This is a genomic window from Bacillus sp. AFS059628 (genome assembly GCF_002571225.1).
GTDB lineage: Bacteria > Bacillota > Bacilli > Bacillales > Bacillaceae_G > Bacillus_A.
The window spans coordinates 59113-80933 of sequence record NZ_NVEC01000061.1; the positions used below are offsets into that span (position 1 = coordinate 59113).

The 21821-nt window shown below is 36.5% G+C and carries 20 protein-coding genes; 11 read left to right on the plus strand and 9 right to left on the minus strand.

Annotated features, from left to right (window positions below; translation table 11 throughout):
• The first annotated feature begins 203 nt into the window (after window positions 1-203).
• From COL05_RS20655 to COL05_RS20670, 4 genes are all read left to right on the plus strand, one after another.
• Window positions 204-1946 (plus strand): C40 family peptidase, encoded by a 1743-nt coding sequence (locus COL05_RS20655; protein ID WP_098669963.1) that lies wholly within the window; start codon window positions 204-206, stop codon window positions 1944-1946.
• Window positions 1947-2292: 346 nt separating this feature from the next.
• Window positions 2293-3504, plus strand: coding sequence for a NupC/NupG family nucleoside CNT transporter (locus tag COL05_RS20660; protein ID WP_087955131.1), 1212 nt, complete (start codon window positions 2293-2295; stop codon window positions 3502-3504).
• A gap of 263 nt (window positions 3505-3767) precedes the next feature.
• Window positions 3768-4523, plus strand: a complete 756-nt coding sequence (locus tag COL05_RS20665; RefSeq protein ID WP_142337596.1) for a diguanylate cyclase — start codon at window positions 3768-3770, stop codon at window positions 4521-4523.
• Window positions 4520-5821 (plus strand): glycosyltransferase family 2 protein, encoded by a 1302-nt coding sequence (locus COL05_RS20670; protein WP_098669964.1) that lies wholly within the window; start codon window positions 4520-4522, stop codon window positions 5819-5821. The genes COL05_RS20665 and COL05_RS20670 overlap by 4 nt, the downstream gene beginning before the upstream one ends.
• Window positions 5822-5970: 149 nt before the next feature.
• On the opposite strand, the gene COL05_RS31980 is transcribed toward COL05_RS20670, so the two are convergent.
• The gene (locus tag COL05_RS31980; RefSeq protein WP_001993508.1) at window positions 5971-6105 is read right to left on the minus strand and encodes a hypothetical protein; all 135 of its coding nucleotides are present in this window, start codon (window positions 6103-6105) and stop codon (window positions 5971-5973) included.
• Between the two features lie 342 nt (window positions 6106-6447).
• Window positions 6448-7965: a glycine betaine transporter OpuD gene (opuD, locus tag COL05_RS20680; RefSeq protein ID WP_098669965.1), complete on the minus strand. Its 1518-nt coding sequence runs from the start codon at window positions 7963-7965 to the stop codon at window positions 6448-6450.
• Window positions 7966-8629: 664 nt separating this feature from the next.
• On the opposite strand from opuD, the gene COL05_RS20690 reads away from it, so the two are divergent.
• Window positions 8630-9502 (plus strand): cell wall-binding protein EntA, encoded by an 873-nt coding sequence (locus COL05_RS20690; protein ID WP_098669966.1) that lies wholly within the window; start codon window positions 8630-8632, stop codon window positions 9500-9502.
• A gap of 80 nt (window positions 9503-9582) precedes the next feature.
• A complete protein-coding gene (locus COL05_RS20695) occupies window positions 9583-9885 on the plus strand; it encodes a DUF3910 family protein (RefSeq protein WP_098669967.1) in 303 nt (100 codons plus the stop codon).
• Between the two features lie 130 nt (window positions 9886-10015).
• Here the strand turns inward: COL05_RS20695 and COL05_RS20700 are convergent, their stop codons facing one another.
• The 3 genes from COL05_RS20700 to COL05_RS20710 are packed head-to-tail and all read right to left on the minus strand — an operon-like array spanning window position 10016 to window position 13456.
• Complete coding sequence (locus tag COL05_RS20700; RefSeq protein WP_098669968.1) at window positions 10016-11395, minus strand: zinc ribbon domain-containing protein; 1380 nt, start codon at window positions 11393-11395, stop codon at window positions 10016-10018.
• 13 nt (window positions 11396-11408) lie between these two features.
• Complete coding sequence (locus COL05_RS20705; RefSeq protein ID WP_098669969.1) at window positions 11409-12962, minus strand: hypothetical protein; 1554 nt, start codon at window positions 12960-12962, stop codon at window positions 11409-11411.
• A 5-nt stretch (window positions 12963-12967) separates the two neighbouring features.
• Window positions 12968-13456: a zinc ribbon domain-containing protein gene (locus COL05_RS20710; protein ID WP_098669970.1), complete on the minus strand. Its 489-nt coding sequence runs from the start codon at window positions 13454-13456 to the stop codon at window positions 12968-12970.
• A gap of 171 nt (window positions 13457-13627) precedes the next feature.
• On the opposite strand from COL05_RS20710, the gene COL05_RS20715 reads away from it, so the two are divergent.
• Together COL05_RS20715 and COL05_RS20720 are read left to right on the plus strand one after the other, a co-directional pair.
• Window positions 13628-15247 carry an SWIM zinc finger family protein gene (locus COL05_RS20715; protein ID WP_098669971.1) on the plus strand — a complete coding sequence of 540 codons (1620 nt, stop codon included), beginning with the start codon at window positions 13628-13630 and terminating at the stop codon, window positions 15245-15247.
• Window positions 15231-17987 carry a DEAD/DEAH box helicase gene (locus COL05_RS20720; RefSeq protein ID WP_098669972.1) on the plus strand — a complete coding sequence of 919 codons (2757 nt, stop codon included), beginning with the start codon at window positions 15231-15233 and terminating at the stop codon, window positions 17985-17987. Before COL05_RS20715 ends, COL05_RS20720 begins: the two co-directional genes overlap by 17 nt.
• A gap of 125 nt (window positions 17988-18112) precedes the next feature.
• Here the strand turns inward: COL05_RS20720 and COL05_RS20725 are convergent, their stop codons facing one another.
• Window positions 18113-18598 carry a VanZ family protein gene (locus tag COL05_RS20725; protein ID WP_098669973.1) on the minus strand — a complete coding sequence of 162 codons (486 nt, stop codon included), beginning with the start codon at window positions 18596-18598 and terminating at the stop codon, window positions 18113-18115.
• Between the two features lie 110 nt (window positions 18599-18708).
• Between COL05_RS20725 and COL05_RS20730 the strand changes: the two genes are divergently transcribed.
• Together COL05_RS20730 and COL05_RS20735 are read left to right on the plus strand one after the other, a co-directional pair.
• Complete coding sequence (locus tag COL05_RS20730; protein WP_098669974.1) at window positions 18709-18933, plus strand: DUF1659 domain-containing protein; 225 nt, start codon at window positions 18709-18711, stop codon at window positions 18931-18933.
• A gap of 67 nt (window positions 18934-19000) precedes the next feature.
• On the plus strand, window positions 19001-19216 hold the full coding sequence (locus tag COL05_RS20735) for a DUF2922 domain-containing protein (RefSeq protein ID WP_098669975.1): 216 nt from the start codon (window positions 19001-19003) through the stop codon (window positions 19214-19216).
• A gap of 19 nt (window positions 19217-19235) precedes the next feature.
• Here COL05_RS20735 and COL05_RS20740 read toward each other — a convergent pair whose 3' ends face one another.
• Window positions 19236-19634, minus strand: coding sequence for a DUF4359 domain-containing protein (locus COL05_RS20740; protein WP_000747726.1), 399 nt, complete (start codon window positions 19632-19634; stop codon window positions 19236-19238).
• Window positions 19635-19825: 191 nt separating this feature from the next.
• Here COL05_RS20740 and COL05_RS20745 point away from each other — a divergent pair, with 191 nt between their 5' ends.
• Window positions 19826-20332, plus strand: coding sequence for a competence protein ComK (locus COL05_RS20745; RefSeq protein ID WP_098238609.1), 507 nt, complete (start codon window positions 19826-19828; stop codon window positions 20330-20332).
• 56 nt (window positions 20333-20388) lie between these two features.
• Here COL05_RS20745 and COL05_RS20750 read toward each other — a convergent pair whose 3' ends face one another.
• Together COL05_RS20750 and yknW are read right to left on the minus strand one after the other, a co-directional pair.
• Window positions 20389-20859 carry a sigma-70 family RNA polymerase sigma factor gene (locus COL05_RS20750; RefSeq protein ID WP_098669976.1) on the minus strand — a complete coding sequence of 157 codons (471 nt, stop codon included), beginning with the start codon at window positions 20857-20859 and terminating at the stop codon, window positions 20389-20391.
• A gap of 221 nt (window positions 20860-21080) precedes the next feature.
• Complete coding sequence (gene yknW, locus COL05_RS20755; RefSeq protein ID WP_098669977.1) at window positions 21081-21782, minus strand: YknW family membrane protein; 702 nt, start codon at window positions 21780-21782, stop codon at window positions 21081-21083.
• Window positions 21783-21821 lie beyond the last annotated feature (39 nt).

The window sequence follows — 21821 nt, forward strand, 5'->3', positions numbered from 1 at the left end:
ATCATTTCTATCCTTTCTACATTCAATATATGTATTTAAATGGAAATCAAGGTATAGATTTATGCCTTGATTTTTTTTGTAATCTTTTTGTCATATTCAGATTCCCGCATAAGTCTTGACAGTAATCGACATGCTCTTTAGAATTTTTAACAGTTGGTAAATATTTCTTCACTACATTACAGACAGAAAGGAATCGACAAATTATGAAAAAATACCTTGCCGGTCTTGCGGCAGTGTCTGTAGCAGGAGGAGCAGCACCTACACTTGATAGTGTTCAAGCTGCCCCTGAACAAAATACACAAAAAGCTGCTACAACTGTCCAAGCTTCTGCATCAAACAGCTCATCTTATAAGGTTAACGCTGACGTATTACATGTTCGTGCAGGATCAAGTACTTCTCACGACATCATCTCGCGCGTTTATAACGGACAATCCTTAAACGTGATTGGCGAAGAAAATGGTTGGTTCAAAATTAACATTAATGGAAAAACAGGCTTTGTTAGTGGCGAATTTGTATCAAAAAATGGAGCAAGCAATTCTAATGTAAGTACAACAGGTGGAAAGAATAAAGTTACTGCTGATGTATTACGTGTACGTACAGCTCCTAACACTTCTAGTTCTGTTTCAGGACGTGTATATGAAGGACAAACATTAAACGTAATTGGCCAAGAAAACGGTTGGGTGAAAATCAACCATAATGGACAAGTAGGTTATGTAAGTGGTGAATTTGTATCTGGCGTTTCTGCTAATGCAGGTTCTTCAAACAACAATACGAATAATAACAACCAAGAATCTGTAAAACCAGCAAGCGGAAACTATACAGTAAATGTATCTTCCCTTCGTGTTCGTACAGGCCCTAGCACTTCTCACACAACTGTAGGTTCTGTTACAAAAGGACAAGTCGTACAAGTTGTTGGCGAAGTTCAAGATTGGTTCAAAATCAATTATGCAGGACAAACAGCTTACGTAAGCAAAGATTACGTAACAAAGGGTGGTTCTAACGATAACGTTACACAAGGAAACAACCAAAATAATAATCAAAATAATAATGTAACTGTTCAAACAGGTGGTACTTACGTTGTTAACGCAACATCTCTACGCGTTCGTACAGGCCCTGCTACTTACCATAGCGTAATTGGTGGCGTATTAAATGGTACGACATTAAACGTAATTGGATCTGAAGGTAGCTGGTTTAAAGTTAACTATCAAGGAAAAACAGGCTACGTTAGTAGCGAGTTCATGAAATTTGTTAAAGGTGGCACTACTACTCCTGAGCAACCAAAACAACCTGAACAACCTAATCAAGGTGCAATTGGTGACTACTACATTAATGCTTCTGCATTAAACGTACGTAGCGGCGAAGGTACAAATTATAGAATCATAGGCGCACTTCCACAAGGACAGAAGGTTCAAGTAATCTCTGAAAACTCTGGATGGAGTAAAATTAACTACAACGGTCAAACTGGTTATATCGGAACACGTTACCTGTCTAAAACACCAGTTGGTGGCGCAGTAGATAATAAGCCTAACAACAACCAAAATAACAATCAAAATAATAACAACAATAATACGGGCAATAATAGCGGTGACAGTTCTTCTATACTTGCATATGCAAAATCAATGCAAGGCGTACCATACGTTTGGGGCGGTACTTCTGCTACTGGCGTGGACTGCAGTGGTTACATCTATCACGTATTTAAGAAATTTGGTCATAACATTAGTCGTCAAAGTGTTGCAGGATATTGGAGCAGCTTACCAAAAACTTCAAGCCCACAACCAGGTGACTTAATTTACTTCCAAAATACTTATAAAGCAGGTCCTTCTCACATGGGTATTTATCTTGGGGGCGGATCATTCATCCAAGCTGGAGATAAAGGTGTAGCAATCGCTTCATTAAGTAACTCTTATTGGAAGAGTCATTTCTTAGGATACACAAAAGCACCTTAAGTTATATTTTTAGAGCCTTCTAGATTACTAGAAGGCTCTTTTTAATGTGTATAACCTATTTCCCTAAAAAAATAATGTATCTATTTTTTTATTTCATACACTATATTCTACAATAATGCCCCATAACGTTATCATAATGTATATTTTCACACAAAAAACATAACCTATTTCATGTCTATTTATTTTATATGTGTTTTTTTAAAGAATTTTCTTTTTATTTAAACTTTTCGTTAGACGTTTGACCTCTGATGTCCATTATGATAAGTTACTTAAGATGTTATATTCGTAAACGTATAGACAACTGGTTTATACACTTTTTTTACTATGAGGAAGGAGCATACACTGCATGAATCTTTTATGGGGAATTGGCGGCGTGATTGGAGTATTAGCAATCGCTTTCTTACTATCTTCCAACCGCAAAGCTATTAATTGGCGCACAATTTTAATCGCGCTAGCATTACAAATGTCATTTTCATTTATCGTATTACGCTGGGATGCCGGAAAAGCAGGTTTAAAACACGCTGCAGATGGCGTTCAAGGATTAATTAATTTTTCTTACGAGGGAATTAAATTCGTTGCTGGGGATTTAGTCAACGCAAAAGGCCCTTGGGGATTTGTTTTCTTCATTCAAGCACTACTTCCAATCGTATTTATTAGTTCATTAGTTGCAATCTTATATCATTTCGGTATTATGCAGAAATTTGTCAGCGTCGTTGGTGGCGCATTAAGCAAACTTCTTGGAACTTCTAAAGCAGAAAGTTTAAACTCTGTAACAACTGTATTTTTAGGACAAACTGAAGCTCCAATCTTAATCAAACCTTACTTAGCACGTTTAACAAATAGTGAATTCTTCGCTATTATGGTAAGCGGTATGACAGCTGTTGCCGGATCAGTTCTTGTCGGCTATGCAGCAATGGGTATTCCGTTAGAACACTTATTAGCAGCAGCAATTATGGCAGCTCCATCAAGTCTATTAATTGCGAAACTAATTATGCCAGAAACAGAACAAGTAGATAATAACGTTGAACTTTCTACAGAGCGTGAAGATGCAAACGTTATTGACGCAGCAGCACGTGGCGCATCTGAAGGTATGCAACTTGTTATTAACGTAGCAGCAATGTTAATGGCTTTCATCGCATTAATTGCCTTATTAAACGGTTTATTAGGATTAATTGGCTCTCTGTTCCATATTAAACTTAGCCTTGATTTAATCTTCGGTTACTTACTATCACCATTTGCAATCTTAATCGGGGTTTCTCCTGGTGAAGCTGTACAAGCAGCAAGCTTTATCGGTCAAAAACTTGCAATCAACGAATTCGTTGCATACGCAAACTTAGGACCACACATGGCAGAGTTCTCTGCAAAAACAAACTTAATTTTAACATTCGCAATCTGTGGATTCGCAAACTTCTCTTCTATCGCAATTCAGTTAGGTGTAACAGGAACATTAGCTCCTACTCGCCGCAAACAAATTGCACAATTAGGGATTAAAGCAGTTATCGCTGGTACATTAGCTAACTTCTTAAATGCAGCAGTTGCAGGTATGATGTTCCTATAAAAATAACGCAAAGCCCCTCCTCTTTGGTAAAGAGGGGGGCTTTTTATTATGCTCTTTATTTTTTCAATATATATTAAATACTTACGTCTACATATAAAAACATTATGATACAATAATTATCAAGTCTGTTTATTTTTTCTTACAAAAGAGGGATACTACTTGTTGTTGCCTCTCAAAAAGAAGCTAGTCATCCGATCTATTTCTTAATAATTGCGCATACTACAAGTATCCTTGTATGAATTATCTTTAAGGAGGAAAGTTTTGTGAAAGATAACTTCTATAAAGTCCTCTCTATGTGGATTTTACAAATTTTATTTTATTTTACAACCGTACATGTAACGCAATATGAGCATGCTCTCATTTTTACAATCATATATGTAATTGTTAATGTACTATTTCTATTTTTGCCTGATAAAACTGCATTTGTTCTCTTCATATTAGGAACCATTATTTCGGTATTCTACCTATTCTACCAAGCATGGCTTTACTTATGGAGCACATCAGAACAATGGGAATATATTATTACTCACTTCCTAATGGCAGCAAACTTCTTTACCGTATATATCTCCACTCACCTATTAAAGAAGGTTATTCATGAAAATAAAAAATTAACCGAACGTGTGAGAACGTTAGAACAATACATTGGAGAATCGAAATTATTAACAAGACAAGAATTCGAAAGACGACAAGCATTATTAATCAATGCAATGAATCGTCGTAATGAAACAGGCGTTATGATTTATTTTGACTTCACTTCCTTTAGTAAATATACGAAAGAAAGTGTTATGGATCGTGTAGCTTCATTATTAGTTGGAACGGTAAGAGCTGACTTTGATCTTACTGCTAAATACGATAATAATACGCTCGTTATTCTATTACAAAACACAAATGAAGCCGGTGCTGACATTGTAATGAACCGCCTAAAACCAAAAATGGAGCAATGGCTTGCTGCTGAAGCAATCCAAGATATAAAAATTTCACGCGAGCAAATTGGGAACAAAGGACAGACGTTATTATGATGACACTCGTTATACTTCTTTTATTCCTTTTATTTTGTGTACTCGTGTTTTGGATTAGCATTACATTTTCGATTAAATATGTACTTATTTTCACGGCCTTTCTATTCTCTGGCTTACTCGTTTACTATTCTTTCTTAACACTCGCAGGTTTAGTTCACCGAAATAGTAAACGAAAAGATCGTACGCTAGAACATTATCCAAGTGTCGACATTTTAATACCTGCCCACAATGAAGGGGTCGTTATTAAAGATACTTTAGAGGCGATGGCGAAGATTGAATATCCAGGTAAACTAACTGTTTATTTATTAAACGATAACTCTCAAGATGAAACACCTGAAATTGGTGACGATTTTGACAAAGCTTATGCTCATATTCGTCACATTCGTGTTCCGCCTGGTGAACCAAAAGGGAAATCACGTGTATTAAACTATGGTCTTAGTATTTCAGATGGTGAATACTTCTGTGTGTATGATGCAGATAACCAACCTGAACCACATGCACTGCGAATGCTTGTAGAACATGCTGAAACAACCGAAGATGCTGTTGGAGCTGTTGGTCACGTTCGTACTGTAAATGAAAACAGAAACTGGCTAACACGAATGATTTCATTAGAATTTCAAATTTTCCAGCTCCTTATGCAATCCGGCCGCTGGTTACTCTTCCAAACAGGTTCACTAACAGGAACAAACATGCTTCTTCGTCGCTCTGCATTAGAAGAACTTGGCGGCTATGATCCTTATGCAATTGCAGAAGACGCTGAATTAACATTACGTATTACACAAAAGGGCTATCTCTTACCAATCGTGCCGGAATCGATTACATGGGAACAAGAACCTGAACATTTAAAAATCCTTATTAAGCAGCGTACACGTTGGCTCCAAGGAAACTTGTACATTTTAGAAAAAATGTTTTCTTCATTAAGTTTCTTTAAAGGGAAACTTCTCGTCCATTCCTTACAACAAGTTTTAGTGTATGTTGTATTTTGGCTATTCTTAATCATTTCGAACGTTTGGTTTGTAATCGGGTTACTCGGGATATTCCAAATTCAATATAGCATTCCGCTACTATTCATGTGGTATGTCGCATATGTTACATATGTTTCTCAATTATTTAGTGCCCAGAGTGTGGAACGAACCTTTACACCAACTAATATTTTCATTAGTGTAATCATGTACTTCACGTACGCACAACTCTTTACGTACTTATTCATTCGCAGCTTAATTTTATACTTACGTGCAAAGAGCAAGAAACAGGTCATTGGCTGGGATAAAACAGTTCGATTCAAAAAAGATAAATAAATAAAAATAAGCACAGAGCGCCGTATGCTCTGTGCTTATTTATTGCCGTATAAATTATATATATCAGACAATACCCCTTAGCTGAAAGTAATTTCACGTCCATCCCCCAACGAACGATCGACCTTCATTTATATACGAAAAAGTGATTGCTATTTTTGTAGAACCAATTGCTTCTCTTGCTGTTCTTTGCGCGTTTCAGTCTTAGGTTCCGTGTTTTCTTGGACACTACGATGTGCCACACGTTTCAAACAAATATGCTTCCACTTTCTTTCGTAACGTTTCATTATTCTAGATGTCCCCCTTGAATGCGCTTTAAAACTATTTGAAATCGCTTACAGGAAATAATATAGCACATATACATAAAAGTGACAACACATTTCCGACAATTTTTTGTCAAAAATACAAATAGAATTCTCAAGATATCGAACATTGTCGAAATGTATCGATTTTTCTTCGTATAAAAGGCATACTACTCACATAGTAAAGTATTTTATTTCCCTGACTTGCTATTAGAATTCCTTCTATATAAAGTGAAACTTTANNGCTGAATTTTGAGGTGGGGTCTTACTGCCCATTAAAGCGGGATAAAAAAAGAGCTGATACAAAATCAGCTCTTTTTCCTTCTATTATTTATGACGCTTCATACGCCCTTCTTTTTGTAGCTCTTTAAACAATGCTGCCATCATAAAGAAAATAACGAAGACGAATGGGAATGCCGCTATAATAGCTGCCGTTTGTAAGGCTTCTAATCCTCCAATATATAATAGGGTAGAAGCGATCGCAGCTAAAACGATACCCCAAATCATTTTAATGCGATTTGGTGGATTTAAACTACCGTGTGTCGTTAACATTCCTAAAACAAACGTCGCAGAATCTGCTGATGTAATGAAGAATGTTGCAATAAGTAGAATACCTAATACCGATAAAGCTGATCCAAAGCTGCCCATCTGATCGAACATAGCGAATAATCCTACTTCTGTTCCCATCTCTTTCACTTTATCGAAGATATGAGCATCACCAAACAGCTCCATATGAATACCAGTCCCGCCGAAAACAGAGAACCAAAGTGCACCAATTACGGTCGGTACGAGTAACACACCGATAACAAACTCACGAATGGTACGCCCTCGTGAAACACGCGCAATAAATGTACCTACGAATGGTGACCATGCGATCCACCATGCCCAGTAGAAAATTGTCCATGACTGAATCCATTGATTTCCGCCTTCGTCTAATGGACTTAAACGGAAACTCATGCTTGGCAATTCCTGAATATAAGAACCGATTGTCGAAGTGAAGTAATTCATAATAAAGTTTGTTGGACCCGCAAATAATACAATGATCATAAGTGCAAATGCAAAAATAATGTTCGTATTACTTAAATATTTAATTCCTTTATCAAGACCTGTTTGCGCAGATAACATAAATAACACTGTTACGATTGCAATAATAACTAACTGAGTCGTTAATGAATTCGGGATAGATGTTAAATAACTAACACCACCTGCTATTTGTTTCGCACCAAGACCTAATGATGTCGCAACACCAAATACAGTCGCGAAAACAGCTAACACATCAAATGAATGAGCGATACGCCCATGGTCCCCGCCTTTAAATAACGGACCTACTGTCGCACTAATTGTACTTGCTTTTCCTTTTCTAAAAGTAAAGTAAGCAATACAAAGCGCTACAAATGCATATAGTCCCCACGGATGTAATCCCCAATGGAAAAATGAAAAGCGTAGTGCAAGACGCGCACTTTCCTCAGTTGCACCTTCCCCAAACGGAGGTGCGTATAGATGGTTTAATGGTTCGGCAACGCCCCAGAAAACTAAACCGATACCCATACCAGCACTAAATAACATAGCAAACCATGTCATATAACTATAATCAGGCTCGTCATCATCTTTACCTAAACGAATAGAACCGTATTTCGAAACAATTAAAAAGATAGACACACCTAAAATTATAGAAACAGAAATAATATAGAACCATCCAAACTTACTCACTAATGCAGTTTGAATTGCGGTTGTTACATTTCCTAAGCTACCTTTTCCGATAATAGATTCGGGAATAATCCCCCAAATTGTAAATGCAATACATAATGTTAATGAAACGATGAATGTTTTTGTCAGTTTCCTCATCAAATCCCCCTTCGTAGGTTTTACTTTTTTAAATAACATAAATTCCGATATGTAAAATCGGATAGAAAACTATAATTTTACGGTGATTTTCTTACTTTCACCTTCACCAACTAGAATTCTTATGGACAGCCTTACCTTCCGTATAATCTTTTCACTCTGCAAGAGCTATAAGATCGAAATACTGCTGTCAAATTGTGCGAGAAAAATGCGGATGGGAATGTGTTTTCCCAAAAAAGGATGTGTTACAGATTTAAAAAAGGGCATTTTTCTTCCTTGCAACCCTTTCTTTTTGTAACAATTATGCGGTTTTTTTGCTAGTATATAGCACGTGTTTATAGTTTCACAAACGAAATGTTTATGTTTATATAACTATATTACCCATAAAACGGTAAAATACTCAAGGAATGTAATCGTTTAGTAAACATCATGTAACATTCCTGTAATATTTTTATTTACACCGAAAACAATATGTTGTATTAAATATTTTGAATATAAGTAGAAACCTACTAATCATATAGAATGAAAAACGCTTTCCTATATTTTTTGTTATATTACAGGATGTTAACGACTTATTACGAATGGTTTGTAATTGTGTGTTTTCCCCAAATCCGAAAAAATCTGTTGCTATAATGAGGACACGAAAACAAACGCAATGGAGGCTATCATGAAAAAATTAATTGGAATAGCAACAGCAGCAGTTTTTGGTCTTGGGATTTTCACATCATCTGCTAATGCAGAAACTGTTGTAACAACAGACGTAATAAATGTACGCGAAAACCCTACTACTGAATCAAAAGTTGTCGGTAAATTACTAAACGGTAATAAAATAGATGTACAAAATACAGAGAACGGATGGTCAAAAATCACTTTAGATGGTAAAGACGCATTCGTAAGTGCAGAGTTCACAAAAAGCATCTACTACGTAACAGCTAACGTATTAAACGTACGTGCTGAAGCGAACACAAACTCAGAAATTCTTGGGACGCTTAAGAAAGACGATATGATCGAAACAACGAACCAAGTACAAAATGAGTGGTTACAATTCGAATATAACGGGAAAACAGCTTATGTTCACGTTCCTTTCTTAACAGGTACAGCACCTGTTATCGAGAAACAAGAACAACCTGCTCCTGCTAAAGCTGTAGCACCAGCTAAAGCACCTGTAGCACAAGCAAAACAAGCTGCTAAGCCTGCTGTGAAAGCTGCTGAAACTAGCACACCTTCTGGTGGTCGTGAGTTAACAGTTGTAGCTACAGCATATACAGCTCATCCGAGCGAAAACGGTGGCACATACGGTGGCCGTGTATTAACTGCAATGGGTCATGACTTAACAGCGAACCCGAACATGAAAATGATTGCTGTTGACCCGAAAGTAATCCCATTAGGATCTAAAGTATGGGTAGAAGGTTACGGAGAAGCTATCGCTGGAGATACTGGCGGTGCAATTAAAGGTAACCGTATCGACATCCTACTTGGATCAGATAGTGCTGCTCAAAAATGGGGCCGCAAAACTGTTAAAGTGAAAATTTTAAAATAACCAATGACTGCTAAAGCCAGTTCTCTTTGTTGAGAGCTGGCTTTTATTTTTTTATAATAGCTATAAAGGAGGCTATGCCCATGAATGTACAAGCAAAAGTAGACTGGATCGGTACACCAAAACCGTATATATATAAAGATGAAGTAACATATGACGCTACTTCCATTGACTTTTCACTCGCTGGTGATGACAATCGTTATAAATTAATTGTGCTCAGTTCTGAAAAAAATACACATTACAAACTTGTCCAATATGGAATCAAACCAGGCTCACAAAAGCCATTCCCTATCGACATTCCATTTGAACAAAACATGTTACCTATTGTAGAACAAATATTACATGATCCATATGTACAAGCGATAGTAAAGGAAACGCGCTCATAATTGTAAAAAGGATATCACCTCGCCATATTTTTTGGCTAAGTGATATCCTTTTTGTTTTTCCTTCTTAAACACGAGATATACACTACAAAAAAGAGGTTGTTCAACAATATTGAACAACCTCTCTCCTTTATTAGCGAGTCGGACCAGATACTTCCTCTGATTTAAGCGTATTATTTGCTCCAAGAGAATGGTACAATATCTTTCCATTTCCATTAACAGTAACGATATGGTCATTATTAAAACTTTTGAACTTCACAGATCCATCACCGTAACGAATATGATACTCTTCATATGTCGTTACTTTATATTTCGTAGCACTTTGACGCTCTACGTTACGAATTTCTATTGTTAATAAGTCTTCAGTAATTCCTTTTTTGTGTAGATATTGTATATAATCACGGTCTTCCTTGTATGATTTCCCGCTCTTATCATAATTATTTTCAATTAGACTAAAATCATTTAATGCGATCGCACGTACATTATCATAAATATGATTTCGTACAAAATCACCAACTCCCGAACTAGAAGCTTCTTTCGGGAATTTTAAGTAATATGTACTTTGGTCTCCCACTTTGATACTTTCAGATTTAACGACACCATATTCAGCGTTTTTCTCTAAATGTACCTCTACTGTTTCATCTGCCGGTACAGGACCAAGTTTATAACTTCCACGGCTCAACTTCCCGCGCTTCTTACCATTGACAAATACAGTTGCATCATTTTCATCAGAAGAAATGGTTACATAGTTTCCTTCTAATGATAATTTAACATCCACCTTCGACTCTTTTTCATCTGCCAAGTCCACTTCTTTTTCTGTTTCTAACTCAGTTAGTTCCGTCTTCGCTTTTGCCTTTACAACGTAAGAACCAGGGAAATATGGACCAACTTCTTTTAAAGTTTTATCATTTGATAACTCTGTCTCTTTTTTATCATTCACATATATTTCAGCACTTTTCGCAGTTGTGCTTACATTCATATAATAAGATTTCATATTAAGTTTATACTTCGGATATAAAAACCATTCTTTTCCGTCTTCTATAATTTGACCATCTTTAAATGCTGCTTTATCACTTGCTAGTTTTTGATCAACTGTCTCTCTTTGTAAATAAGATAGCAATTCTTTATTATAAGATGGATTTTCTTTTAAATAACGGATGTACCCCTTAATATCTTCAGCTTTAATTTTCAAGCTTGGATCATCTACTTTTACAAACTCATCAATTGCATTCACATCTTTCTTTTGGAATGCTTCAATCATAACATTGACCTGTTTTTCTTTTGAAAACTTACTTGCACCAAATTTATAGGCACCAAACAATATAGCAAAAACACTAACAAATCCTATAAGTAACACTATATTTCTCTTACTTTTCACTGGCTTTATTTCTCGTTGTATGTCTGAACGAGAAGAAGCTGTTTGATCAGCAACTACCTCTACCTTACTTCCACACTCCGGACAAAAGTTCAAATGATCCGCAACTTGTTTATTACATTTCCCGCAAAACTTCAAATGGCTCTCCTCCTTATTTTTTTACTAACTTCATACCAGCAAACGTTAATGCGTAAGAAAGAAGAAAACTACCTACTATTAAATACACTGTGCTACTTTGAATAGAGAATAATGGTCCGGAAATATCAACAAACTCCTTCATAACTTCTCTACTTCCTGAAGCTTCAATATGAATTTTCGCCAACTCATTTACACAAAGCATCATCACAGTATACACCGCACTAAATACTGCGATAGTTACGTACATATTTTTCATCGGATATTGAGCCAATTTCATTCCAGCTCTAAATAGTAAAATACATGGTAATAAAATTAATAATCCCCACCAATGCATATAGGAATTGAAATCCTCAATTTCTTTTACTCGTTTTAAATTAGCTCCGTTAGCGATTTCCAGATCTTTTAATGACGTACCATTTACTGATATTCCTGACGTATAAGATAAATGCAATGGACCTTTTTCCACTGAATATCTTCTCATTTCTTTATCCATATCTCCCCATTCAATTGCCGTTGGGGCAAAGTGAGCCATATTCCACATATATGGTGTTGCTTCTAATGAAATTAATGTTTTATATGTTTTCTCCGGAAAATCAATTGGTCCCACTGACTTTGAACTGCTAAATAAAATTGTAATAAGTATAATACCAAATGTAATAAGCAATCCTTTTAATACAGTTACTACACCATAATAAATAGACGTTACGTATGGAACGCTTCGACTCATAGAAGATAATAGACGGTATGGCCCTGCTTGAATACACATGCCAACAAACGTAAATAATACAGCAAATAGAATGCCGTACAATAAACTAACAATATGAGAATAACCAATGTTGATTGTCATCGTTTTATAGAATTGAGAAATTGTCGTAGAAGAACTTGCAATAAAGCTTACGATACACAAGAAAATCCCATATACAATACCAATAACACTTGATGTTAGTAACTTCTCACGCCAAACAGTAGAAGGATTGCTTCTTTCCACAAAGAATCCAATTCCACCTAATATAAGTGCTGGAATAGTTAACAAGATGAACAATGGGAAATGAAGGATAAATGACATCCCATATTCCCCGCTCCCACTAACTTCAAGGCCTATTAAATGGTACATTAAGATTAATGGTGCTATGCCAATGAAAGATTGATTAATAGTAGCCACATTCAGCACACCATTCATATTTGTAAGCATCGTTCTCACTAAGTCATTAACCGCCGCATCGACAACTAAGCTACCAATCCAACCGGCTATAAACATACATATGATTGCAAGTCCACCACCAAGTAAACCTTTTTTCAAAGTGCTTCCAGATGGACTTACATGTAATTGTAAACCTTCGTCTTGTAATCTTGTTTTCATTTCTTTTTTCATAATACCTAATAAAGAATCCCCGCATTTCTCACAATACGTAGCAATCCCTTTACTTTCCACTCCACAAGTTCGGCAATACTTGGAGTCTTTCGGCGCTAACGTAACTTCACTCTCTACACTACCTGTACTAGATCCATCGTGTGTACAATAATTCGCTACATCCGATTGTTCTAAACCACAAGTTTTACAATACATGTTCCTCACTCCTTACTTTGCTTCATACCACAAACTGGACAGAATGTAGCCTCTGTTGCAATTTGTTCACCACATGAAGTACATGATCCATTTTCAACATTTTTTGATTGAAGGAGTAACTCGTTTTCTTTCCCGCACTGTCCACAAAATTTATCATTTAATGATAATGGGCCTCCACAGCTACACTGCCCTTTCTGTCCTTGTTTCTGTAAATTAGCAATTTGCTTACGCGTGTTATAAATAGCAACATCCAGCTCTTGTACTGGTTCTATCATATTTTTCAACACATCTATTCGAACTTCATCATTGCGGAGTTGCATATATACCGTTTGGCCCAGTTCAAGCAAAATTTCAGTTTTCGCTTGTAATTTCTCTTGCGTAATTTTCTTTAATTGCGCAACCTCCTGAGCTACTTGCAACTTCATCTTTCCTTGCTCAATTCCCTCTTGCAATTTGTTCATACCGTTACCAAACTTCGCCTGTAAATCTGACAATTTTTTCCCTCCTATAAAGAATATAGTAATATACGAAATTAATATTTTATATATTACCATGATTTTCAAGTTATGTAATCCAAATTTTGTAATCAAAATTTCATTTTTTCTGTTTTGAGCATTTTTTGTTTATAATGGTAAAGGAAAGAAATATGTGTACGGAGGAATATTATGCTGCAACACTCAATTACGAAAGATGAAATTATGATGATTGCGAATGAGTTCGTTCAAGGACTAGATCCACAGCAAACAGCTGATCAGGAACATGTCGCTACAGCTCGGCACCTATATCGTAGTGGTGTTGTCTACAACGTTGACTTTGATGGTTATACGCTATCAGGAACTGTAGATGCTGAAGGCAGCGTATATAGTGTCCATATCCCGATTCGTAACGTAGCTGAAAGCTATTGCGATTGCTTCGCACCAACGCAATGTGAGCATATGCTCGCTGTGTTACTATCTGCAGCGTCTAGTTTCGGGCAAGTAGGAGATGTATTAAATTTATTTAAAAATAATACGAAACCTTCTCTTCCTCCTATTCGAACTGCAAGACAAGTATTGCAATCATCAGCTTTTGAAGACACGGATTATAAAAGTTGGCAATCCTATTTTGATAATGAATATGAATCATTTAAAAAAGAACAAGCTCGGCTTACTTATAAACAAATGTATTTTCTTATGAGTATTTTTACGGACTTTTATACGAAACTTGAGCGGAAGGCTCCGCGTATCGTTGTGATACATGAATTGTTCAGGTTACATGCAGCGCTTTATTGCTTTCAAAAATTATTAGAAGAAATTCAGGACTTCGAAGCAAATAAAACGTATTCTTATCATCAGCCTGTTAACGTCGTTCGCCTATTTGTAGATAAGGTGGAATCCATCGTTCGGGACTTACAATCAGAAGCGATTCCTTCAGAGTCCGAAGCAATTTTGCAAGAAACAGCTCGTCTCGTTCACGAAGTATTCTTCTCCACCGATGCCTATACGCAAGAGAGGTTCTTTATTTATCGCCACATATGGAGTGAACTGTTACACAATAAAGAGCAACTGCATGAAGAAGAAAAACGAATCGATACGAAAATCAATCCACTTTCCAAAGCGTTAGCATCTTCTCATCTACTGTTTTTAAATGATGAAGACCTATTAGCGATGGACTTACTAAAGAAACAACCTGCTTCTGTTGTAAGTCTGTACTTCTATTGGTTAGAAGAGTTGTTAAATACAATGAAATGGGATCGTGCGAAAAACTGGCTTTCCTTTACGTATAAACAAGTGAAGAAAACGATACATGAGCACGAAAATACAATTTTCATAAAAGATATCGTTCGCTTATTCGTCATCATGTATGAAACGTATGCAACTCATACAAATGAACAAGCTGGATTCGAAATGATTTTGCAAGAGCTATTACCATATAGTTTCGCAAACTATGAACAATACGTACTCGCGAAAAAGCAGTATCGAACATGGGCAGAACTTCAGCTCTTACATGGATTTGAAGCAATTGAACTTTTGAAAGAGCCACTGAAAGATATTGAAAAGGAAGCACCAGAAGCGGCACTTCCTCTTTATCACCTTGCTGCCGTAGAGGCCATTGAAGAGCGAAATCGCAAATCATATAGACGTGCAGTTCGTTACTTAAAGAAATTACGTACATTATATAAACGATTAAAGCGTACGGATGAATTTGATGCCTTCATTATTCACATCGCAAACTTACATTCACGTTTGCGTGCACTACAAGAGGAATTACGGAAAGGAAAATTAATCGATGATCAATCAAACTGAAGTAACAATTAGGCTCCAGCATGTTAGTCAAGGTTGGTTCCTTTGGGGAGAAGATGATAGCGGTACTCCATTATCCGTAACTAGTTGGAAACGAAATGCATTTACATGGCACTCCACTTCCTTCTACGGCACGTTTCTAAAAGAAGCAACCTTTGAAGGAAAACAAGGTGTTATGCTGACAAACGCACAAGCATTTGAATACATCGCTAATAAACCGATGAACTCCTTTTCCCATATTCAAATGAACGGCCCGATTACAGCACTTACGGAAGATGCGAACGAATTATGGGATGCCTTCATCAGCGGTAGCTTCGTCCCTGATATGGAGCGTTGGCTTAAACAACCATCTTGGAAAGTTCAAAATACTCCAATCGAAGATGACACATTGGCATCTCTTTTCTCGGCTGCAGTAAATGAAAGCATACTACAAGATAACCGTTCAAATGACGGATGGGAAGATGCAAAGAGACTTTATGAACATTACGACTTTACGAAAAGACAATTGGATGCAGCACTACATGAAGAAGATTGGCTTCGAAAAATTGGTTACATTGAAGATGATCTTCCCTTTACAATCGGACTACGGCTACAAGAGCCACAAGAAGAATTTGAAATGTGGAAGCTTGAAACAATTGTTACACCAAAGCGTGGTGCACATCGCATATATGTATATGAAAACATCGATTCTTTACCAAAACGCTGGCACGATTATGAAGAGCGTATTCTGGAAACACAAGAAGGTTTCAGTAAGCTCGTTCCATGGTTAAAAGATGGAGATACATTCCGAAGCGAGCTATTTGAAACAGAAGCGTGGAACTTCTTAACAGAAGCAAGTAACGAATTACTCGCTGCAGGTATTACGATTTTACTACCATCATGGTGGCAAAATTTAAAAGCGACAAAGCCAAAATTACGTGTGCAACTGAAGCAAAATGCGACGCAAACGCAATCTTTCTTCGGTATGAATACGCTCGTTAATTTTGACTGGCGCATTTCAACGAACGGCATTGATTTATCAGAAAGCGAATTTTTCGAACTCGTTGAACAAAACAAACGATTATTCAATATAAATGGTCAATGGATGAGACTGGACCCAGCCTTTATTGAAGAAGTACGAAAGCTCATGAACCGTGCCGATAAATATGGACTCGAAATGAAAGATGTCCTTCAGCAACATTTATCCAACACGGCTGAAACAGAAATTGTAGAAGAAGATAGTCCATTTAACGATATTGAAATTGAACTAGATGGATATTATGAAGAGCTATTCCAAAAACTATTGCACATTGGAGATATTCCGAAAGTAGATGTCCCTTCTTCACTAAATGCTACACTCCGCCCGTATCAACAACATGGCATTGAGTGGTTATTATATTTAAGAAAACTTGGATTCGGCGCACTGTTAGCTGACGACATGGGACTTGGAAAAAGCATTCAAACGATCACTTACTTACTATATGTAAAAGAGAACAATCTCCAAACAGGACCTGCCTTAATCGTGGCACCAACATCTGTTCTTGGAAATTGGCAAAAAGAATTTGAACGTTTCGCACCAAATTTACGTGTTCAGTTACATTATGGAAGTAATAGGGCGAAAGGCGAATCATTTAAAGATTTCCTTCAATCAGCAGATGTTGTATTAACATCTTATGCATTAGCCCAGCTTGATGAGGAAGAACTTAGTACGTTATGCTGGGATGCTGTTATTTTGGATGAAGCACAAAATATTAAAAACCCACATACGAAACAGTCAAAAGCAGTACGAAACTTGCAAGCAAATCACAAAATTGCTTTAACCGGTACACCGATGGAAAACCGCCTTGCCGAGCTTTGGTCTATTTTCGATTTCATTAATCATGGATATCTTGGCAGCTTAGGACAATTCCAGCGCCGCTTCGTCTCACCAATTGAAAAGGACCGTGACGAAGGAAAAATCCAACAAGTTCAACGATTTATCTCGCCGTTTTTACTGCGTCGTACGAAAAAAGATCAAACAGTCGCATTAAACTTACCAGATAAACAAGAACAAAAAGCTTACTGTCCACTTACTGGAGAACAGGCTTCCTTATATGAACAACTTGTTCAAGATACGTTGCAAAATGTAGAAGGATTAAGCGGGATTGAAAGACGCGGATTTATATTACTCATGCTGAACAAACTTAAACAAATTTGTAATCACCCTGCTCTTTATTTAAAAGAAACAGAACCAAAAGATGTCATCGAACGTTCCATGAAAACGAGCACGTTAATGGAACTCATTGAAAATATAAAAGATCAAAATGAAAGTTGTTTAATCTTCACGCAATACATCGGTATGGGGAACATGTTAAAAAGTGTGTTAGAAGAACATTTCGGTCAGCGCGTCCTCTTCTTAAATGGTAGTGTACCGAAGAAAGAACGTGACAAAATGATCGAGCAGTTCCAAAACGGAACGTATGACATTTTCATCTTATCGTTAAAAGCAGGTGGAACTGGCTTAAACTTAACCGCTGCCAACCATGTCATTCACTACGACCGTTGGTGGAATCCAGCTGTAGAAAACCAAGCAACAGACCGCGCATATCGCATTGGTCAAAAACGCTTCGTTCATGTTCATAAACTTATTACAACGGGGACACTCGAAGAAAAAATTGATGAAATGTTAGAAAGAAAACAATCACTAAACAACGCCGTCATTACAAGCGATAGTTGGATGACCGAACTATCTACAGACGAGCTAAAAGAATTACTTGGTGTATAAAGTGAAACTTTAATCAGTGGGGGTTTTCTTCATCCCCCACTGATTATCAGCCCTCACCNNATTTTGAGGTGGGGGTCTTACTGCCCATTAAAGCGGGATAAACAAAAGGAGCTAATCTCAAAAGATTAGCTCCTTTTTCTATTCCAAAACCAATTACTTATTATAATCCCTGTTAATCCGCCGCACGTATCCAGTAATGAATCTTGCCACATCGGTGTACGATCTCCCGTAGTCCATTGATGAATTTCATCAAATGTTGCATATCCCGCAACGAAAAGAAGAGCGTATAGGAAACACCTTTTTCTCGAATAACCCGATTGATGAAAAGCATAATATATCAATGACCCGAGCATAAAGAACACCATAAAATGAGCACCTTTACGAAGGAAAAACTCAATAAATCCGCCTACACCTTTATTTGCAATGCTAACAGGTGTACCACCGCCATAATCGATAGATACCCACGAGAAATGCTCTTTTACAAACTCCACATTTACATATTGTTCAATATCTGAGCGCATATCCTGCTTTTTATATGGTTGTGCTGAGGAATAGAAAATCAACCCCATCCATAGTAAAACAGGAATCCAAAATAACCATTTACGATTCATTCTTCCGAAACCCCTCTCTTAGTCTTTTAAGAGTACCAAAAAAAAGAATAAATTTCACGCCAAAACATGACATTTGAACCCTATTTATATAGTGAAAGGGGGTGATAAACATGGCAGTCGAAACAATCGTAATGGACTTAACTTTACGTCTTGTCTTAAACAATGGATTAGATAAGAACGGAAAAACAGTTTTCAAGAACAAACAATTTAAGCGCGTTAAAACAAACGCAAACTTAGAACAAGTACAAAACGTAGCACGTGCTCTTGCTTCCTTACAAGCATCACCACTTCACGCTATACAACTTGTTAGCACATCAGATCTTTCTAGCCTATAAGGTAGAACTGTAATCAGTGGGGCATCCCCCGCTGATTATACGATAAATAAAAAGGAGGAAACAACGTATGCAAGTACTAGAATTAATTTTCGCGAAAGAAGATGGAAAAACAGTCGTCTTCTCTATCGAGAAACCGATCACACCCGTTGATGCACAAGTCGTCAATCAAGTAATGGATACGATCCTTGCCTCATCTGTATTTTCATCAATCAATGATAGTACTCGAAAAAAAGGAGCACGTCTCGTAGAAAGGAATGTATCTGAAGTTTCCATTACCTTATAAACAAAAAGACGAATCTGCATCATTTTGCAGATTCGTCTTTTTTCTTCGGCATTTCAATCGGAATAAAGATTTTAGAAAAGCCGACACATACATATTTATAGTGTTCTCCACCTATATCGAACTCAGTCTTATATGTTGAGAAGAATATATAATCATCTCGCTTCGTATAATGATCGATTAATAGTCCAACTTGTGGCTCAACATATTTTTTCGCCAACTTCTTACCAGCCGATGCTAAATCGCCAAGGAGACCCTCTTCATTCTCTTTTTGAACTTCGTCTAGCTTCTTACTTACATCATTACGTTTCATAAACTGCTTCGCTGCCCAGTCCGTATATTCACCTTTACTCGGATTACTATTTGCTAAATATACTAGAAGAACAACAACTAGAGCCATAATAATATACCTTTTCTTCATACTATATCACCGCCTACTCTTTTCTATTTTCATATATATGTACAAGCGATGCAAATTAGAAAGACTAACATCTATTGATTGTAAACGAATAATCAAAATTTACAATATGAAACGGAATATTAACAATTATTTTACTTAATTCGTATATAATAATATCGATAATATTATTTTAAAGGGGAGGACTCGAAGTTATGAACAATGAAAATGATATCTTTATTTCCAATGCAACAATGATGTTAGAGCCTTACAAGCACCCTTATTACCAAACAAAAATAATAGAAAGTAGTGGGAATCATCTTTACTCCTGTCAAACTGCTCTCCAGCTCATCAAACAATCTTGTCTAGCCAATGTTCACTCTACTTATCAAGGCAGGCGTAAAGCAGTTCAGACAAACTTTCATTTCAAACAAAATGTCCCAATTCCAATTAATCATCGAGAATATATTTGTGCTTTCCCGACAGAATCTCCTTCTTCTCCAAACTGTATATGGCTGTTTTATAATCATATAGACGACATAGAGTTTTTCAAACAGGGCAAAAAAGCTACCATTCATTTTTCAAATGGCACTACTACAACCATACATATCAGTCCTCATAAGCTAAAACAACAATTATTAAAAGCTGGATACGTATTAGCACGTATGAACATGCAAGATTCACTACAATTCAAAAACCTCTTATTACATTTACTACCTTAACAAAAATAAATAGAATGGAAAGCAATATACTTTGCCTTCCATTCTTATAATACTATTTATCCTCTTAAGCTATTTCGCATTTTATCAAGTGCTTGCCGATACACCCATCTCACTTGATAATAAGTCATTTCCATCTCACTAGCGATCTCCCCCATCGTCTTCCCTACAAAAAAGCGTTCAAAAATAATGTACTTCTCCTTCTCATCTAACACACTCATAAAATCTTTCGCTTTCCTTTCAATATCTTCAAAATGAAAGATATCCTCATACTCTCCTACATATACACACTTTTCTTGCACTGCAAACTCTTTCTTCAATCTTTCTAATATATAACCACGCACTGTTATAACTGCATATGCAGGAAAGCTTCCTTTATCCGCATCATACCTTTCATATGCATACCAAAGACCAATTAAACCACATTGATAATACTCTTCATGATCTTGATAAATACCTAACTTCTTTATTTGATTCACAATCATACCTTCATACAAAACAACTGCCTCTTTAAAAGTTGCTGGTTTCACACAGTACCCACTTCTAAAAGGTATACCTCTTTGTTATTCCGCCGGTATCTCCACAATATAAAAATAAAGAAGTGATTTCACTGTGAGTAATTTCAAATACGTCCGCCGAAATTTGAAATTACACTAAACCGTATTTGAAATTCTGCTGGCAGTATTTGAAGTAGGGGTAAAAATAAAAAAGGGTGACTCCCTTGAAGAGTCACCCTTTAATAATCATATTATTATACAGGCAAACCAGGTAAGAACTTTGCAATCAATACAACAATCGCAGCTAGGAATCCCGCTTTAATAATGAATAAAACAATAATTGGAATAGCTGCTTTCACTTTACTTAATCCTGCTGTAACTTGTAATCCTAACCAAATTAAAACTAAATTCCATAAATAGAACAATTCAACTGTATTACCAATTCCATATGCAAGTGAACCCTGATCGAATAGTGGTCCTAAACTTGTATACGCAGTTGGTCCAGCACCTAAAATTAAAGCTATAACACCATTAATAAGTCCACCAATAATAACAATAATATCCGCGTATACAATAATCATTACTATTTTTTTATAAGAAGTATCATTCCCATAGAACATCATAAACACCTTATAAATAGCTGCAATAACAAGTGTTGCAATCATAACACCTACTATTCCCCATATCGTACCAGAAATTACATCTGATACAAGCGAACCCTGCTTTGCAAATTCGCCTCCTAATTTCTTTTGCATTTCAATCATCTCAGGTGATGTATACGTAATATACGAATTTAAGCCACCTACAAGCCCTTGTAATAGCGCTACTATGAAGAACATGCCCCAAACTTTCTCAGTCGTCTTCATTCTCTCAAACTGTACACCTGGAGAAGTAATCATTCCAAATAATGATGGCTTTTCTCCGCCAACTTTTTGTGTATTCAAATTCGCTTCCATTATAACGCCTCCTTCTATGTATATAACCCGTTCTAACGG

Excerpts from the sequence above, each read along its gene's own strand:
- COL05_RS20655 (WP_098669963.1), top strand. The coding sequence starts at position 204 with ATGAAAAAATACCTTGCCGGTCTTGCGGCAGTGTCTGTAGCAGGAGGA.
- COL05_RS20660 (WP_087955131.1), top strand. The coding sequence starts at position 2,293 with ATGAATCTTTTATGGGGAATTGGCGGCGTGATTGGAGTATTAGCAATC.
- COL05_RS20670 (WP_098669964.1), top strand. The coding sequence starts at position 4,520 with ATGATGACACTCGTTATACTTCTTTTATTCCTTTTATTTTGTGTACTC.
- COL05_RS31980 (WP_001993508.1), bottom strand. The coding sequence starts at position 6,105 with ATGAAACGTTACGAAAGAAAGTGGAAGCATATTTGTTTGAAACGTGTG.
- opuD (WP_098669965.1), bottom strand. The coding sequence starts at position 7,965 with ATGAGGAAACTGACAAAAACATTCATCGTTTCATTAACATTATGTATT.
- COL05_RS20690 (WP_098669966.1), top strand. The coding sequence starts at position 8,630 with ATGAAAAAATTAATTGGAATAGCAACAGCAGCAGTTTTTGGTCTTGGG.
- COL05_RS20695 (WP_098669967.1), top strand. The coding sequence starts at position 9,583 with ATGAATGTACAAGCAAAAGTAGACTGGATCGGTACACCAAAACCGTAT.
- COL05_RS20705 (WP_098669969.1), bottom strand. The coding sequence starts at position 12,962 with ATGTATTGTAAAACTTGTGGTTTAGAACAATCGGATGTAGCGAATTAT.
- COL05_RS20715 (WP_098669971.1), top strand. The coding sequence starts at position 13,628 with ATGCTGCAACACTCAATTACGAAAGATGAAATTATGATGATTGCGAAT.
- COL05_RS20720 (WP_098669972.1), top strand. The coding sequence starts at position 15,231 with ATGATCAATCAAACTGAAGTAACAATTAGGCTCCAGCATGTTAGTCAA.
- COL05_RS20725 (WP_098669973.1), bottom strand. The coding sequence starts at position 18,598 with ATGAATCGTAAATGGTTATTTTGGATTCCTGTTTTACTATGGATGGGG.
- COL05_RS20730 (WP_098669974.1), top strand. The coding sequence starts at position 18,709 with ATGGCAGTCGAAACAATCGTAATGGACTTAACTTTACGTCTTGTCTTA.
- COL05_RS20735 (WP_098669975.1), top strand. The coding sequence starts at position 19,001 with ATGCAAGTACTAGAATTAATTTTCGCGAAAGAAGATGGAAAAACAGTC.
- COL05_RS20740 (WP_000747726.1), bottom strand. The coding sequence starts at position 19,634 with ATGAAGAAAAGGTATATTATTATGGCTCTAGTTGTTGTTCTTCTAGTA.
- COL05_RS20745 (WP_098238609.1), top strand. The coding sequence starts at position 19,826 with ATGAACAATGAAAATGATATCTTTATTTCCAATGCAACAATGATGTTA.
- yknW (WP_098669977.1), bottom strand. The coding sequence starts at position 21,782 with ATGGAAGCGAATTTGAATACACAAAAAGTTGGCGGAGAAAAGCCATCA.